Here is a 13,780-nt window from a genome sequence, read left to right as displayed (position 1 = left end):
CGTTGGGCGACACATGTTTTACGTTTATCTCATTCTCGGCTTTGGAATATTGAAAAACCGGAGATTAAAGGGGTCGGAGTGATTTAATTTTAGGAAGTCTCTCGATAGACTCGCTCCCAATATCCAAGAAAACAGCGACTCGCAAAAGGATTTGCGATGCCTCGAAAACCACGGATGTACTTGCCGGGAATTCCTGCCCATGTCGTCCAGCGCGGCAACAACCGGGACGCCAGCTTCTTTGCGGACGATGACTACCAATTCTATTTGGAGGTCCTGGGGCAGGGTTGTCGTCGCTACGAGGTCGAACTCCACGCCTATTGTCTGATGACCAATCACGTGCACCTGTTGATGACCCAGACCTGTGCAGACCGGGGCATCTCCCAGGTCATGCAGCATGTCGGGCGTTTGTATGTCGCCTACATCAACAAGACGTACCGTCGCAGCGGTACCCTCTGGGAGGGTCGGCACAATGCCAGCCTGGTGGAGGCCGATACCTACCTGCTGATCTGCCAGCGCTACATCGAAATGAATCCCGTTGCCGCCAACATGGTCGCCAGCCCGGACCAATACCGCTGGTCCAGCTATCGGCATCACGCCTGGGGAGACGTCAACCGTCTCCTTTCCAATCACTTGCTCTATCGTGCCCTGGATGCCAATGCGCAGTCGCGCCAGCGGGCCTATCGAGAATTGTTCCGATACCAGATACCGGAAATCGATCTCCATCGGATCCGTGAGGCTCTTGCACACAATTACCCGCTGGGCAATGATCGTTTCCGGGAGCAGGTCGAAAGGGCATTGGGGCGACAGGTTGGGCAGAACACCAGGGGCCGCCCAAAGGCAAAGAAGCAGGGGCAGGGGAATGCCTAAGAAAAAACACTCCGACCCCTTTTCCGCTGATTGAAGGAACTATTATATGTGGTTGCGCACAAGCTGTGAGATGACATTCGATATCACAGTACCAACACCTTTCATTCTAATGCTGCGATTACGAAGCGGGGCGCAGCAGTGGGTAGCCAGTGAGGAATACAGGCTTACGCCGAGTGTCCCGGTTCATGAGTTCACTGACAGTTATGGCAATCTTTGTCAGCGGCTGGTTACGTTTCCTGGTTCTTTCTCGGTATATACCTCTGCAGATGTCATGACTGCGGATCAAATGGATCAGGCACCAGGAGCACCCTTTGTCGACATCGAGTATCTACCCGATGCTGTACTCAGTTATCTTTTACCCAGTCGATATTGTGAATCGGACCGCTTTGGCCAGATGGCTACTGAAATCGCGGCGGGCCAGCTTTTGGGTTATGACCAGGTCAAGGCGATTGAAACCTGGCTGCGTAAGACCATTCGCAATGAACCAGGTGGCAGTGACATACCCATGTCCGCGGTGGAAGTGAATTCCAGGCAGCAGGGCGTATGCCGTGATCTTTCTCACCTCGGAATTGCCTTGTGTCGCAGTCTCAGTATACCGGCGCGATTGGTGGTGGGTTATCTATACGGGCTTGAGCCTATGGACCTGCATGCCTGGTTTGAGGCGTATGTCGATGGACGTTGGTACACATTCGATGCGACACAGGCGGAACTAAGAGGTGGATACGTGGCAATCGGTTATGGTCGCGATGCCGCTGATGTGGCCATCTACAACCAGTTCGGGCCCGCGGTGTATCCAAAAACCCAGGATGTTCGGGTTCAGCTAATCAAGGAAAAACATGTATAAAGAACCGGGTCAGAGCGCGCTTGGAATCTCTTCGAGATTCATCAAGCACTTCCTGAACCATCGTGGATGGTTCTGGTCGCCTTGTTTCTAATATCCGCCGCGGATAATATCTTGAGTATCCATTCGCCGTGTTTACAAGGAGGTGAACCTTGTCCCGCAAACCCCGGTTTTTGGTTTTTCCCTGACCGGTTTTTTTCACAGGACATTTTCTTATGAAAGAAGTCACCCGGCTTGGGCACAAGACAATCACCCTGTTGGAGGATCTGGGTCTTTTCGTAATCGCGATCGCGACTCTGGTTGCAGCAGGAATTGAAATTGCCTCAATGGTGGAAGCAAGGACAGTCAGACTGGCCGACTTGCTGCTTCTTTTTATCTACCTGGAAGTGTTGGCAATGGTCGCGGTGTATCTTGACTCCGGCAAGCTGCCGGTGCGTATGCCCATGTACATTGCAATCGTGGCGCTGGCCCGGTACCTGATTCTGGACATGAAAAGCCTCGACAACTGGCGCATCCTGGTGACGGCCGCTGCAATATTGCTCATCTCTTTGGCGGTTCTGGTCCATCGATACGGCCACACAAAACTTCCGTATAAGGAAGACAGGGAAAGCTGACAAGATCAAAACCGACGAAAAGACCGGGTCAGATCTCGGTTTATGATTTTTTGAATGCATTTTCGCGAGGGGGATGATGCGCAGCGACTCGGTAATCAGAATGGTCCCGGGATTTCTGGTCTGGCTAGGCGTGACCTTTGTCGCCGCGGCGGTGGGTGCCGCCGCCACGGTCGATGCCGGGGCGTTCTACGGCCAGCTCGCACAACCGTCGTGGGCTCCGCCATCGTGGCTGTTCGGGCCCGTGTGGACGGTGCTGTACCTGGCCATGGGTATCGCCGCGTGGCTTGTTTGGCGGACTCGCGAACCGGGGCGGGTTCGTCCGGCGCTTGCGCTATTCCTGGCCCAGCTCGTACTGAATGGCTTGTGGAGCTGGCTGTTCTTCGGATGGCGCCTCGGTGGCTGGGCCTTTGCGGATATCGTGATCCTGTGGTTCCTGATCGCCGCGACCGGGATCGCGTTCTGGCGCGTACGCAGGGCCGCCGGTTGGCTGCTGCTTCCCTATCTCCTGTGGGTGAGTTTCGCGCTGGCGCTGAATTACTCCATGTGGCAACTCAATCCCGAAATCCTGGGGTAGAAGAAGAAACCTGGTCCGAGAGCAAGAAATTTGGGATCAGAGCAAAAACCCAGAAGCAGGCGGGAGAGAGGAATGGTTTTCACACTGACGCCAATTATTCAATTATTCGGGAGTTACTGGATCGGTATATTCTCCGATGAGTTGCCAACGGGAAGCCATTCGGCGTCTTCCTTTACTTGAGCGGCTTCTTTTTCTCGTCCCATCGCATGCAAAATTGTCGCTTTGAGTAGCATGGAACTTCGCTGGTCGGGAACCAGTGCCAAGGAACGGTCTATGGCGGCCAGAGCTGGTTTATCCTCCCCAAAGACGTAATACGCCATCGCCAGATTGTGCCAGCCCTTGAAGTAGGTAGGATCGATGGTGACACAGGCCAGAAAATTCTTGAATGCCGTTTTGTAATCACCGCGTCGCCCGTATACGACACCAAGATCATCGTGTGCTTCCGCGTTCTTGGGATTCAGCTTGATTGCCATCGATAAGTCCTTTTCGGCACTGCTGTCGTCGCCCAGCCAGAGATAGCGTATCCCGCGTTTCGTGTAGCCGTATGAATCAGTCGGGTGCCGGCCAATGTACACCGACAGATCCTTGATGCCCTGACGAACGTTCCCATTGCGCCCCAGGGCGAGGCCTCGTCCGAAGTATGCCTTGTCGGCGTGGCCATCCAGTCTGATTGCGGCGCTGAAGTCAGCAACCGCCTTGTCAAACTGGTGCGTCTTGAAATACAGATCGCCACGTTTGATCAACAAGTCGACTGATTTCGGCTTGGCCTTCAGTTCCTGCGTATAGTGCTGAATCTGACTATCGATATTCTCATCTGCGAGTGCGATAGATGCAGATGCCGCAAATATCAGCGGCACCAGTATTATCGATAGCGAGATCCTGGAAAGCTTCATGCCGGCCTCGTTCTTGTTTTAGTTTCGGTGCGCTATTGGCTGCAGGGCATGGAATAACAGCTTATGCCCTGCAAGAACCGAATTATGGTCTGGTTGAGTCAGGAAGAACAGGAGTCTCTGAAAGATTCTAGCTGGCGTCCCGACCCAGACTGCTCAGATAAAGCCAGATGGCGGTGAGTTCCGTGTCGTTGAATTTGTCGACCGCTTCGATCATCGGTATCCGCAAATACTTGCCGCTGCTGGCCGATAGGCCGGTCTGCATGGTTTTGAAAAACGTTTGTTTAGTCCATTCGGAACGTCCCTTGAAGCGAATGTAGGCCGCCGGCGGCCAGTCCGGTGCGCCGCCGACGATGGGACCGCCCGTCAATGTCTTTCGGTGACAGCCTATGCAGGCAGAGTTCACCAGGTAGATGCCGAATTCCTTGCTCGGGGCTTCCTTCGGCTTGGCAACGAATCCGGTTTCGTGATGGATCATGGCGGCGGGGGTCAGCACCGGCAACTGGCCCAGCGCAAAAAGAATTTTCCCGATCGGCCCGATTTCGATCGGTGTGTTCGGTTTTTCCACCGAGGGGATGGTTCGGAGATAGGCGATAATCGCCGCAACATCGGATTTGCTGAGATTCTGGTACTCGTACGAGGGCATAAAGATCAGCGACGTGCCATCTGACCGGAGTCCATGACGTAGTGCCCGGGCAAGCGCCCGGTCGGACATGCCGGCAAGGGCAAACGGGGTCAGATTTGAACAGGATATCTTTCCGAACGCCGGATCATTGATAATGGTCTTTCCGGCGAGGTCCTTGCCGTGACATTCGATACAGCCATTGCGCTTCTGGACGATGTGCTCGCCGAGGGCCCGATCGGCGACAGAGACATCGTGACTAATGGAAATATCCGGTACCACATAGGTCCTGGCCAGTTCGGTTTTGAGGTGACGGTCGGCATAGAAATACAAACCCGCAATAGCCAAGAGCAATACGCCGGCCGAGATACCGGCGATACGAAGTACGCGCTTCATCAGAAAGGCCTCCCAGCCCCGTTCTTATTTTGAAGATAGAATAGAGAAGAACCGGGTCAGAGAGCAATAATTCGGGGCAGAAAAAAGGGGCAGGCCTTCCCCGGTATCCTTCGTGCGGCGCAAAAAGGAGCTGTGATGGGAGCCAATCCGATAAACCTTGCCGTGCGGTTCATCCTTGAGATCGGCGCCCTGGTTGCCTTGGGACGCTGGGGGTGGGACCAGGCCACGGGCGTTCTTCAGTTTGTTCTCGCATTGGCGATTCCTGTCCTCGCCGCGGTCTTGTGGGGCACCTTTGCCGTGCCGGGCGACCCGAGCCGGTCGGGGAGGGCGCCCGTCGTGGTTCCGGGAATGGCCCGTCTTTTCCTTGAGCTGGCAGTCTTCGCTGCTGCTACGTGGTCGCTGTTCGCCACGGGGGCATCAAACCTGGCTTGGGTCTTTGGTATCGCCGTGCTGATCCACTATGCAATGTCGTATGATCGCATTCAGTGGCTGCTTGGCCACTAGTGAAAGCATCACGCAAAGGACACACGAATGAAGATTGATGCCTTGGCAGGAAAGCCCGCTCCGGCGGCCATGTTGGTCAACATACCCGAATTGATCACTGCCTATTTCAGCAATGTGCCGGATCCGTCGCTGCCTGGTCAACGCGTTTCCTTCGGCACCTCGGGGCACCGCGGCTCCGCGTTCGACACCAGCTTCAACGAGTGGCATGTGCTGGCGATCAGTCAATCCATCTGCCAGTACCGTCAGCAACACAACATCGATGGCCCGCTGTTTCTCGGCATCGATACGCACGCGCTTTCTGTGCCGGCCATGACCAGCGCGCTTGAAGTGCTGGCGGCCAACGACGTGGAGGTCATGCTGGCACAAGACGATGAATACACGCCCACCCCGGTGATATCGCACGCCATCCTGACATACAACCGCGGCCGCGCCGACGGTTTCGCGGACGGCATCGTCATCACGCCTTCGCACAATCCGCCCCACAACGGTGGCTTCAAATACAATCCCCCAAACGGCGGGCCGGCCGATACCGATGTCACGGCATGGATTGAGGGCAGGGCCAATGCGCTCCTGGAGAGCGACCTGAAGGGCGTGAAGCGAATCCCTTTCGCCAGGGCAAAACGCGCAACGACCACGCATCACCACGACTATCTGACTCGCTATGTCAGCGATCTTGACAGTGTGCTTGATATGAGTGCGATCCGGGGCGCGGATATCCATCTGGGAGTGGACCCGTTGGGCGGCGCCGGGGTCCACTACTGGGGACGGATCGCGGATCGCTATGGGTTGAATCTCACCGTGGTGAACGAGACGGTCGACCCGACGTTCCGCTTCATGACGCTCGATTGGGACGGGCAGATACGCATGGACCCATCCTCGTCCTACGCCATGCAAGGCCTGCTCAGCCTCAAGGATCGCTTCGATATCGCCGTTGCCTGCGATACGGATCACGATCGACATGGGGTCGTTACCCGTAATGCCGGCTTGTTGCCTCCCAACCATTATCTGTCCGTCGCGATCTTTTATCTCTTCCAACATCGACCACAATGGGCCAGGTCCGCCGCCATCGGCAAGACGCTTGTCAGCAGTCAAATGATCGACCGGGTGGCGGCCAGACTTGGGCGCAGGCTTTATGAGGTCCCGGTTGGTTTCAAGTGGTTTGCCGATGGTTTATATGATGGCTCGCTGGGCTTCGGCGGCGAAGAGAGCGCCGGTGCCTCGTTTCTCCGCCGGGATGGCAGCGTGTGGACAACGGACAAGGACGGCATCATCCCGGCCCTGCTCGCGGCCGAGATTACTGCGTCTCTTGGGCGTGATCCGGGCGAGATCTATCGCGACCTGGCGCGTGAATTTGGTGAGCCGGCCTATGATCGGATCGAGGCGCCTGCGACCCCGGAGCAAAAGAACATGTTGGCCAGGCTCTCGGCAGAGCAGGTAGGCACCTCCGAACTCGGGGGCGAAAAGATCCAGACCATCCTTACCAAGGCGCCCGGCAACGGCGCGCCGATCGGCGGTTTGAAGGTCATTGCCCAAAGCGGTTGGTTTGCGGCGCGACCTTCCGGTACCGAAGACATCTACAAGATCTATGCAGAGAGCTTCGCCGGCGAGGATCACCTGCACCGCATCCTGGATGATGCGCAGACCATGGTCGATGCAGCACTTGCAAAAGATACCGGATAAGAGAGCATTTGGCGCTAACGATATAGGGCCAGAGAATGGATACCGACCGTCTCGAAGCATTCAGTGACGGCGTATTTGCAATCGCAATCACGCTGCTCGTGCTGGAAATCAAGGTTCCCCCGGGGGAGTCCCTGGGGCTCGGCCTGCTGCACCTGTGGCCGTCCTACCTGGCCTATGCCATCAGCTTCATAGTGATCGGGGCGATCTGGATCAACCACCACGCCATGTTCGGCTGGATCGTGCGCGCGGATCACAAACTCCTGCTGCTGAACACGCTGCATTTGATGTTCATTGCGTTCGTGCCGTTTCCCACGGCGGTTCTGGCCGAGGCGCTCCATACTCGCGCCGGACAGGATGTCGCCACCGCCTTCTACGCGGGCACATTGACCGTCATCGGGGTGCTCGTCACCGGGATGTGGTGGTACGCGGCATCCCGCCGCGAGTTGCTCCATGACGATGTTTCGCCCGAAATCGCCAAGGCCATCGGGCGGAGATTCCTCATCGGCCCCATGGGCTACGGATTGGCGACCATTCTCGCGTTCGCCAATCCGTGGATTTCCATCGGACTGTTCATCGCCCTGAACGTCTTCTTCCTCTGGCCGCGCCCGAGTCAAACTGCGCCAAAGCGGTCTCGAAGGAAGAAGTCCAGGTCGTAGAAAGAAGAGCCAGTGAGAAAAGGTTTGAGGGAAGAAGGCAGCGGACATGAGACCTCTGGCTACGATATTCCTACTGTTTCTGGCAAACGCTGGCCACGCGGCTGCAATCCATTGTGACGTAGTGGATGGCGATACCGTGGTTGTGAGCATGAAAACCCCGCATCCGGAGGAAGCACTGATATACCGACCCGGTGGCGAGACGGTATGGCTCCATACATCATCGCAATATCTTCCCGAGGGAGTGGCGAGGTTCGGAGACCTGGGAAAGTGGGTCATATCGCCCGATTCGACCGGTACGGTTTGGGTCAATGGCAAGGCGACGGTTCAGCCCGTCATCCAGGAACAAGGCCGATACCATCTATACATTGCTGAAAATGCGGAAACCGAACCGGAGAATACCTATTTCATCGAGTGTTATTTCGTCATCGGGAAGAAACAGGAGCTTGACCACTGATGGGGAAAAGGGGGTCAGTACCCTTAAGTCAGCCTCTCCGGTATGCTGATCTGCTATCCATTATCCGGGCAAGGACGTTCGAATGCCGCGAAAATCCAGATTCTCTCTCCCGGGGATTCCCGCCCATGTCGTTCAGGGCGACAATAGCCGGGGTGCCAGCTTCTTCACCGATGATGACTATTCGATGTGAAGGGAGAAAAAAATGAAACGAATTCTGTTTGTTTTTCTTGCGATCAGCGTACTGTCGGCGTGCGCGACGCAATATTCAGCGGATCAGATAGGCCCGTATCCACCCGATTCCAAGAAACAAATGGAGGCCTTTCTCAAAGACTATACCGTAGGTCTCAGGGACTATAGAGCCGGGGGGCACATGCATTCGGTATTGAAACCGGTCCTGACAAAGTACGGCTGGCTGACCTGCGCAAAATATGATGGGAGAGATGATCGAGGCGAGACAGTGACGGGCAACTTCATGTTCAGCTTCGTAAACGGACAATTGAACAAGGAGATGACGATGGCGGACAGCAATTGCTATGCCGCGTACAAGACAGGAAGGCTGGATTTCAGCTACAGACTCTAGAAAACCGGGTCAGAGAGCAATTTCCGATAGTGCAGGCAACGACCGAGATCCGGCCCCTTTTTGGCATTCCGCAGGATGAGATACATGTTGAAAATGACTTCCAAACCATTGACAGCTCTGTTGGCGTTGATTGCCGTGTCCCTTGTCTACACCGGGGCGAACGCCAGCAAACCTTCCGATGCAAATATCGTGAAACCCCGGTCGGATGTGAAGATCGATTCAGCGTCGAACTATGTTGTTATCGATCAGGACGAACCGGCTTTTATCGTGTTCACGGGTATCCCCAAGGGTATTGATCAGGAGAAATTGGAGAAGATCAGGCAGCATGTGTCCACCCGGGAAACAGCGACGATGCTCACTTGGCAGCAGTTCCTGCAACGCGTAGACGGATACGCGCGATCCGTGGTTCTCAGGAACGACTACCCAAAGGTCAGGGTCGTCGACGGGATCGTGTGCCTCATCGCGTCGAAAAAAGGAGCGGGAGCGCCATGGGGACTCACCTGGAATGGTGGCATTGCCCTGACTTTCAATGACTACCAACATGCCAGGCGAACGTATGAGGCATACAAGAAAGACCCGGCTTCTTACGAACCAGTACGAGATCCGAGGCGAGATCCGGTCAATCCACGTGGGCATTTGCCGTACTTTGGATGTGGCGGATAAGCCGGGAAAACCGGGGTCAGATCCCCGTTGTTCCCAAGGTCGGAATGTCTTAAAACTTTTTGATCCTGGCCCAGCCATTTTTGATGTCAAAACATCGCTAAATCCAAAACTATTCACCCGGCGACCTGTCACAGGGGGTACAAGCTATTCGTTCATCCAAAAACCAAGGAGGCGCCCCTATGAAACAAGCCTTTCAACTTCCTCCTCTCCCGTACGAACTCGATGCGCTGGAGCCGCATATCTCCAGGGAGACGCTCGTATACCACCATGGCAAACACCATGCTGCCTATGTGGCCAAGCTCAATGACGCCATCGCGGGCACCGAATTTGAACAGAAATCCCTCGAGGATATTGTCAAACATGCCTTGGCGGTCAAGATCTTCAACAACGCCGCCCAGGCCTGGAACCACGACTTTTACTGGCACTGCCTGAGCCCGGAAGGGGGCAGCGCGGAGGGCGAACTGCTGGAAGCGATCAAACAGCAGTTCCAGTCGGTGGAAAAATTTGAAGAGGAATTCACTGCAGCAGCGGCCAACCACTTTGGTTCCGGCTGGGCCTGGCTGGTCATGGACAAGGACGGCAAGCTGGCCGTTACCACCACGCACGATGCGGACACGCCCCTGCGCCACGGCCAGATCCCGTTGCTGACCTGCGATGTCTGGGAGCATGCCTACTATATCGACTATCGGAACAAGCGCCCGGACTATCTCAAGGCATTCTGGAAGGTGGTGAACTGGCGCTTTGTGAATGAGCAGTTCAGCAATGCCCGCCACAAGAAGGCGGCCTGAACCCGTAACGCCAGTGGCCAAATGGACAAGAAGGGGTCGGAATGGCTATTTCATCGTTCCGACCTCTGACTGAGCCTGGAAAGAACAACAAAACTGGGTCAGAGAGCAATTTCCGCTACAATGCTGGCCGAAGAATTTCTACTCTGATTGCAAATATTCCTGAGTCGCCCGCAGCAAGGGATTGAAGGGAGTTGCGATGGCCACGAAAATCAGCGAGGTGGGGTTCTGGTCCGGCATGGCCGCATTTACTTCGGTCATCGCATTCGATGTGGTTCAGATTCTGCAAGTTGTCGGAGTCCTCAAATTCCCGCTTGACGAGATTCTCATCTACGGAACGTCCCTCTGTATTGTCATACCCTTCGTGTTGGAGATGCTCTCCTTCCACTACCTGACAGGGAAGGACAAGCAATTCTGGACCCAGGCGGCACTGATCTTCACGACGATCTACGCGGTATTTGTTTCCGCGAACTACGTGGTCCAGCTGGCAACAGTGCTCCCCGCGAAAGTCGGGGGAACAGCGGAAGCGATTCGAATTCTGGACCAGACCCCCCATTCATTATTCTGGAACTACGACGCCATCGGGTACATATCGATGGGCGTGGCAACCCTGTTGGCGGTCCCCGCCCTGGGAAAAACGGGGTTCGAGAAATGGGTGCGGATGTCGTTCATCGCCAATGTGCTCGTGACGCCGCTGATCAGTATCGTGTATTTCTATCCGAAGTACTCGCCGCCATTGCTCTTTCTCGGGTTTCCGTGGGCAATCACCGCACCGCTTTTTATGCTGCTGCTCGCGATTCTTCTGCGGACCAAATCCGGGGCGGGGGCATCGTAGTCAGAATGCAGAACATTGGCGATAGAGAAACAGACCGGGTCAGAGGCAACGCTGGTCGCGCGGAGGAGGTGTCATGACGATTAGGCAGGCAATGCTGCTTGGCTCATGCATTCTGGCGGTGTCGTTGCCCGTTTGGGCCGATTCCGGCTGGACCGAGTTCGGAAACGTTGTCGAACTGGTTCCTACCAGTCGCCACTACTATCAGGTGAAGCTTTCCATCGACAGCAAGCTGAGTGGTTGCAAGGACAGGGCCGGGTTCTATCAGGACTATGGAACCTCGGGCTCGGAACAGATGTTTGAAGCGCTTCTCGCGGCAGTGAAATCGGGAAATAGGGTGCGCGTCTACGTGACAGGCAAATGCAACCTGGACGGATATTCGGAAATCTCCGCGGTCGGCGTGATTCCCTAGCAGGAAAAATCGGATCAGAGAGGGGTTGCTTCCAGCATGCCGGCTCACCAGTTTTGTCGGCAATTGCCTTCTGATGCATTTGCTCTTGGGCGACCGGCATCGCGTCGTCGCCAGGCGAACCGGGGTTTGACAGGAGTCAAGGCGGTCTCCCATGGGAGGTAATAGGCTGCGCCTTTAGGCAGTGGTAAAGCCCGGCCGAGAAGGAATCCGACCGAAATGTTGAGATGGCTCGGGCCCGGAGTATTACCAGCGCGAAGGAGGAATGATGAGGCGTATTTATTTTCTGGCCCCAAATATTGATATCGCCAAGAAGGTCGTCGACGACCTGCTGCTGGCCCGGGTCGAGGAACGGCACATCCACGTTCTGGCGAAACGCGGTACGCCGCTGGAAGATCTGCCTGAGGCCAGCTTCCTGCAAAAAACCGACTTCATTCCCGCGCTGGAACAGGGCGTGGCCCTTGGTGGTGTGACCGGGGTTCTGGCCGGACTGGTGGCGGTGGCTCTGCCGCCGGCCGGGCTGGTGCTCGGTGGCGGGGCGGTCCTGGCCATCGCGCTTGCCGGTGCCGGCGTTGGCGGCCTCATGTCCAGCCTGATTGGGTTAGATATCGGCGATCGCCGCATCGTGAAGTTCAAGGAAGCGATGGAGAACGGAGAGTTCTTGATGATGGTCGACGTGCCGCGGGCGCGCGTGGAGGAGTTCGAGGCGATCATAAAGGCGCATCATCCCGAAGCGGAATGCGAAGGAACTGAACCGACCATCCCGCCATTCCCGTAGACGCGACGCCAGAGAACGGGGACGGTAATGATGAATGACGATGAACGAAAGAGAATGATGGTTCGGCTGCAGGCCAGTGTCGAGGCGCTGGAAAACCTCAAGGCCGAGATCGGCCCCTGGCTCATGGAGGAGCGCGAAATGTCGGGGAGAGAGGCGCTGACCAACGTCATCGCCCATGTGGACGCAGAAATCGCCGAGTTGCATCGTCGCCAGGAAGTCGCGACGGGGCAATCAGCATCATAAACCGGGCCGTCATCGGAGCCGATATCGTGTATTCACGCATCCTGGTTGCCATCGATGAGAGCCCTGCTTCGGGGCGCGCGCTTGATCACGCCATCGGTCTTGCCAAGTCCCTGTCCGCTACCCTGCGGATCATCCATGTCGTGGACATGGGCCTGCTTTCCCTGGGCCCGGAACTCGCCGTCAATATCGATGCAATTACCGCAGCGCGGCGGGCGAGTGCCGACAAGCTGCTTGCCGCCGGCCTGGAGCGCGCGCGGGATGCCGGGATCGACGCCGGAACCCAGCGCCTGGAAACGGCAACTCCGACCCAACACGTCGCCGCGGTCATCGTCGAAGAGGCGGGTCAGTGGCCCGCGGATCTGGTGGTGGTGGGGGCCCATGGGCGCCGTGGCGTGGAGCGCATGTTGCTCGGCAGCGTCGCGGAAGGAGTGGCACGGCGTTGTACCCTGCCGGTCTTGCTGGTCCAGCAACCGGAAACGCCCGCCTAGCCGGATTCGGGCCGATGGTGTTTGCGGGGAAGAAGAATCCGGCGCTGAAAGGAAATCAGATCCCTTTTCCGCAGCAGAGCAAGGACTCGAAGACAGACCCCCACAAAAAAGGGTGGCTGCCGAAACAGCCACCCTTCAATTTGATACACGTTGTCAGTTATGGCGTCACAACGCTCCAGCCCAATTGCTCCTTATCCGCGAGGGCGGTGAAGCCGGCCGTCACGTATTCGACGCCATCGATTAGCTGCTCCGTCGCATCGCCCAGCGGAAGGATCCCACCACGGATGAAACCGCGGGCGGTGTTCTGACAGAAGTAGAATTTCACGCCTTCATCCATCAGGTTTTTCACCCGGTCCTCGTATTCATTTCCTTTCAGAAGCAGGAATCCTCCGGACCCGTGAACGATGGCGATCATCTCGTAGTCATGACCTCGCTTCATTCCGCTGGTGATCTCATAGTCCTTTATCATGTTTTCCATATTTCCCAATGCATCCGGCCCACTTCCGCTGCATACGCGGTCTGGAGCTGGACCCATGTCGCCGCGGCACTTGCGATTGATCTCCACTGCCACTTGCAGATGATGCCGAACCTTGACGCAATGGGTAATAGTGCTCGAACCTGGCCCGAACTCCTGGTCCAGCGTGAGCCCGCTTACCAGACCGACTGGACATTCATTATTACCGTGGCGATCGTGTTCGCCTGCCTGCGCAAACATTGGGAACGAGAGAAAAGCGAGAATACCGACGACAGCTCCATACTTGGCAATCTTTTTCATTTTGTTTGTCTCCTAGTGCAAAGGTGGGATTTATTAGTATTTTCTTATATACACCGCACTTTCCCCGGTGCCACGCTAGCGTACCACCAAGTCACAGAATCGATGATTAACATAAGATTAAGGCAAGAT

The 13,780-nt window shown here is 56.1% G+C and carries 19 protein-coding genes; 16 read left to right on the top strand and 3 right to left on the bottom strand.

Features of this window, described 5'->3' with window-relative positions:
- Positions 1-156: 156 nt before the first annotated feature.
- From P8X48_08750 to P8X48_08735, 4 genes are all read left to right on the top strand, one after another.
- Positions 157-867, top strand: a complete 711-nt coding sequence (locus P8X48_08750; GenBank protein MEJ2107402.1) for a transposase — start codon at positions 157-159, stop codon at positions 865-867.
- A gap of 70 nt (positions 868-937) precedes the next feature.
- On the top strand, positions 938-1,711 hold the full coding sequence (locus tag P8X48_08745; protein ID MEJ2107401.1) for a transglutaminase family protein: 774 nt from the start codon (positions 938-940) through the stop codon (positions 1,709-1,711).
- A 212-nt stretch (positions 1,712-1,923) separates the two neighbouring features.
- The gene (locus P8X48_08740; GenBank protein ID MEJ2107400.1) at positions 1,924-2,322 is read left to right on the top strand and encodes a phosphate-starvation-inducible PsiE family protein; all 399 of its coding nucleotides are present in this window, start codon (positions 1,924-1,926) and stop codon (positions 2,320-2,322) included.
- A gap of 100 nt (positions 2,323-2,422) precedes the next feature.
- Positions 2,423-2,896 (top strand): tryptophan-rich sensory protein, encoded by a 474-nt coding sequence (locus P8X48_08735; protein MEJ2107399.1) that lies wholly within the window; start codon positions 2,423-2,425, stop codon positions 2,894-2,896.
- Positions 2,897-3,009: 113 nt separating this feature from the next.
- Here P8X48_08735 and P8X48_08730 read toward each other — a convergent pair whose 3' ends face one another.
- Positions 3,010-3,789 carry a tetratricopeptide repeat protein gene (locus P8X48_08730; protein ID MEJ2107398.1) on the bottom strand — a complete coding sequence of 260 codons (780 nt, stop codon included), beginning with the start codon at positions 3,787-3,789 and terminating at the stop codon, positions 3,010-3,012.
- Positions 3,790-3,916: 127 nt separating this feature from the next.
- Positions 3,917-4,804, bottom strand: coding sequence for a c-type cytochrome (locus tag P8X48_08725; GenBank protein MEJ2107397.1), 888 nt, complete (start codon positions 4,802-4,804; stop codon positions 3,917-3,919).
- A gap of 135 nt (positions 4,805-4,939) precedes the next feature.
- Between P8X48_08725 and P8X48_08720 the strand changes: the two genes are divergently transcribed.
- From P8X48_08720 to P8X48_08665, 12 genes are all read left to right on the top strand, one after another.
- On the top strand, positions 4,940-5,308 hold the full coding sequence (locus P8X48_08720) for a YrdB family protein (GenBank protein ID MEJ2107396.1): 369 nt from the start codon (positions 4,940-4,942) through the stop codon (positions 5,306-5,308).
- Between the two features lie 27 nt (positions 5,309-5,335).
- Positions 5,336-6,988: a phosphoglucomutase (alpha-D-glucose-1,6-bisphosphate-dependent) gene (gene pgm / locus P8X48_08715; GenBank protein MEJ2107395.1), complete on the top strand. Its 1,653-nt coding sequence runs from the start codon at positions 5,336-5,338 to the stop codon at positions 6,986-6,988.
- A gap of 35 nt (positions 6,989-7,023) precedes the next feature.
- Positions 7,024-7,644, top strand: coding sequence for a TMEM175 family protein (locus P8X48_08710; GenBank protein MEJ2107394.1), 621 nt, complete (start codon positions 7,024-7,026; stop codon positions 7,642-7,644).
- Between the two features lie 46 nt (positions 7,645-7,690).
- Entirely contained in the window at positions 7,691-8,098 is a 408-nt protein-coding gene (locus P8X48_08705; GenBank protein MEJ2107393.1) for a hypothetical protein, read from the top strand.
- A gap of 202 nt (positions 8,099-8,300) precedes the next feature.
- On the top strand, positions 8,301-8,678 hold the full coding sequence (locus P8X48_08700) for a hypothetical protein (protein ID MEJ2107392.1): 378 nt from the start codon (positions 8,301-8,303) through the stop codon (positions 8,676-8,678).
- 84 nt (positions 8,679-8,762) lie between these two features.
- Positions 8,763-9,341, top strand: a complete 579-nt coding sequence (locus P8X48_08695; protein MEJ2107391.1) for a hypothetical protein — start codon at positions 8,763-8,765, stop codon at positions 9,339-9,341.
- Positions 9,342-9,520: 179 nt separating this feature from the next.
- Entirely contained in the window at positions 9,521-10,129 is a 609-nt protein-coding gene (locus P8X48_08690; protein MEJ2107390.1) for a superoxide dismutase, read from the top strand.
- A 196-nt stretch (positions 10,130-10,325) separates the two neighbouring features.
- The gene (locus tag P8X48_08685) at positions 10,326-10,961 is read left to right on the top strand and encodes a hypothetical protein (protein ID MEJ2107389.1); all 636 of its coding nucleotides are present in this window, start codon (positions 10,326-10,328) and stop codon (positions 10,959-10,961) included.
- Between the two features lie 73 nt (positions 10,962-11,034).
- Positions 11,035-11,370 carry a hypothetical protein gene (locus P8X48_08680; GenBank protein MEJ2107388.1) on the top strand — a complete coding sequence of 112 codons (336 nt, stop codon included), beginning with the start codon at positions 11,035-11,037 and terminating at the stop codon, positions 11,368-11,370.
- A gap of 262 nt (positions 11,371-11,632) precedes the next feature.
- Positions 11,633-12,145, top strand: a complete 513-nt coding sequence (locus P8X48_08675; GenBank protein ID MEJ2107387.1) for a hypothetical protein — start codon at positions 11,633-11,635, stop codon at positions 12,143-12,145.
- A gap of 54 nt (positions 12,146-12,199) precedes the next feature.
- Positions 12,200-12,388, top strand: a complete 189-nt coding sequence (locus P8X48_08670; GenBank protein ID MEJ2107386.1) for a hypothetical protein — start codon at positions 12,200-12,202, stop codon at positions 12,386-12,388.
- A gap of 26 nt (positions 12,389-12,414) precedes the next feature.
- The gene (locus tag P8X48_08665) at positions 12,415-12,876 is read left to right on the top strand and encodes a universal stress protein (GenBank protein MEJ2107385.1); all 462 of its coding nucleotides are present in this window, start codon (positions 12,415-12,417) and stop codon (positions 12,874-12,876) included.
- Between the two features lie 157 nt (positions 12,877-13,033).
- On the opposite strand, the gene P8X48_08660 is transcribed toward P8X48_08665, so the two are convergent.
- Positions 13,034-13,651, bottom strand: a complete 618-nt coding sequence (locus P8X48_08660; GenBank protein ID MEJ2107384.1) for a DsrE family protein — start codon at positions 13,649-13,651, stop codon at positions 13,034-13,036.
- Between the last annotated feature and the right edge of the window lie 129 nt (positions 13,652-13,780).

The sequence above is a fragment of the Acidiferrobacteraceae bacterium genome (assembly GCA_037388825.1).
Classification (GTDB): Bacteria; Pseudomonadota; Gammaproteobacteria; order Acidiferrobacterales; family JAJDNE01; genus JARRJV01.
Note: the sequence above shows the minus strand (reverse complement) of the source record. Positions and strands in the feature narration are given on the sequence as shown.

Excerpts from the sequence above, each read along its gene's own strand:
- P8X48_08730 (MEJ2107398.1), bottom strand. The coding sequence starts at position 3,789 with ATGAAGCTTTCCAGGATCTCGCTATCGATAATACTGGTGCCGCTGATA.
- P8X48_08695 (MEJ2107391.1), top strand. The coding sequence starts at position 8,763 with ATGTTGAAAATGACTTCCAAACCATTGACAGCTCTGTTGGCGTTGATT.
- P8X48_08720 (MEJ2107396.1), top strand. The coding sequence starts at position 4,940 with ATGGGAGCCAATCCGATAAACCTTGCCGTGCGGTTCATCCTTGAGATC.
- P8X48_08725 (MEJ2107397.1), bottom strand. The coding sequence starts at position 4,804 with ATGAAGCGCGTACTTCGTATCGCCGGTATCTCGGCCGGCGTATTGCTC.
- P8X48_08740 (MEJ2107400.1), top strand. The coding sequence starts at position 1,924 with ATGAAAGAAGTCACCCGGCTTGGGCACAAGACAATCACCCTGTTGGAG.
- P8X48_08705 (MEJ2107393.1), top strand. The coding sequence starts at position 7,691 with ATGAGACCTCTGGCTACGATATTCCTACTGTTTCTGGCAAACGCTGGC.
- P8X48_08680 (MEJ2107388.1), top strand. The coding sequence starts at position 11,035 with ATGACGATTAGGCAGGCAATGCTGCTTGGCTCATGCATTCTGGCGGTG.
- P8X48_08690 (MEJ2107390.1), top strand. The coding sequence starts at position 9,521 with ATGAAACAAGCCTTTCAACTTCCTCCTCTCCCGTACGAACTCGATGCG.
- P8X48_08675 (MEJ2107387.1), top strand. The coding sequence starts at position 11,633 with ATGATGAGGCGTATTTATTTTCTGGCCCCAAATATTGATATCGCCAAG.
- P8X48_08710 (MEJ2107394.1), top strand. The coding sequence starts at position 7,024 with ATGGATACCGACCGTCTCGAAGCATTCAGTGACGGCGTATTTGCAATC.
- P8X48_08750 (MEJ2107402.1), top strand. The coding sequence starts at position 157 with ATGCCTCGAAAACCACGGATGTACTTGCCGGGAATTCCTGCCCATGTC.
- P8X48_08700 (MEJ2107392.1), top strand. The coding sequence starts at position 8,301 with ATGAAACGAATTCTGTTTGTTTTTCTTGCGATCAGCGTACTGTCGGCG.
- pgm (MEJ2107395.1), top strand. The coding sequence starts at position 5,336 with ATGAAGATTGATGCCTTGGCAGGAAAGCCCGCTCCGGCGGCCATGTTG.
- P8X48_08670 (MEJ2107386.1), top strand. The coding sequence starts at position 12,200 with ATGATGGTTCGGCTGCAGGCCAGTGTCGAGGCGCTGGAAAACCTCAAG.
- P8X48_08745 (MEJ2107401.1), top strand. The coding sequence starts at position 938 with ATGACATTCGATATCACAGTACCAACACCTTTCATTCTAATGCTGCGA.
- P8X48_08660 (MEJ2107384.1), bottom strand. The coding sequence starts at position 13,651 with ATGAAAAAGATTGCCAAGTATGGAGCTGTCGTCGGTATTCTCGCTTTT.
- P8X48_08735 (MEJ2107399.1), top strand. The coding sequence starts at position 2,423 with ATGGTCCCGGGATTTCTGGTCTGGCTAGGCGTGACCTTTGTCGCCGCG.
- P8X48_08685 (MEJ2107389.1), top strand. The coding sequence starts at position 10,326 with ATGGCCACGAAAATCAGCGAGGTGGGGTTCTGGTCCGGCATGGCCGCA.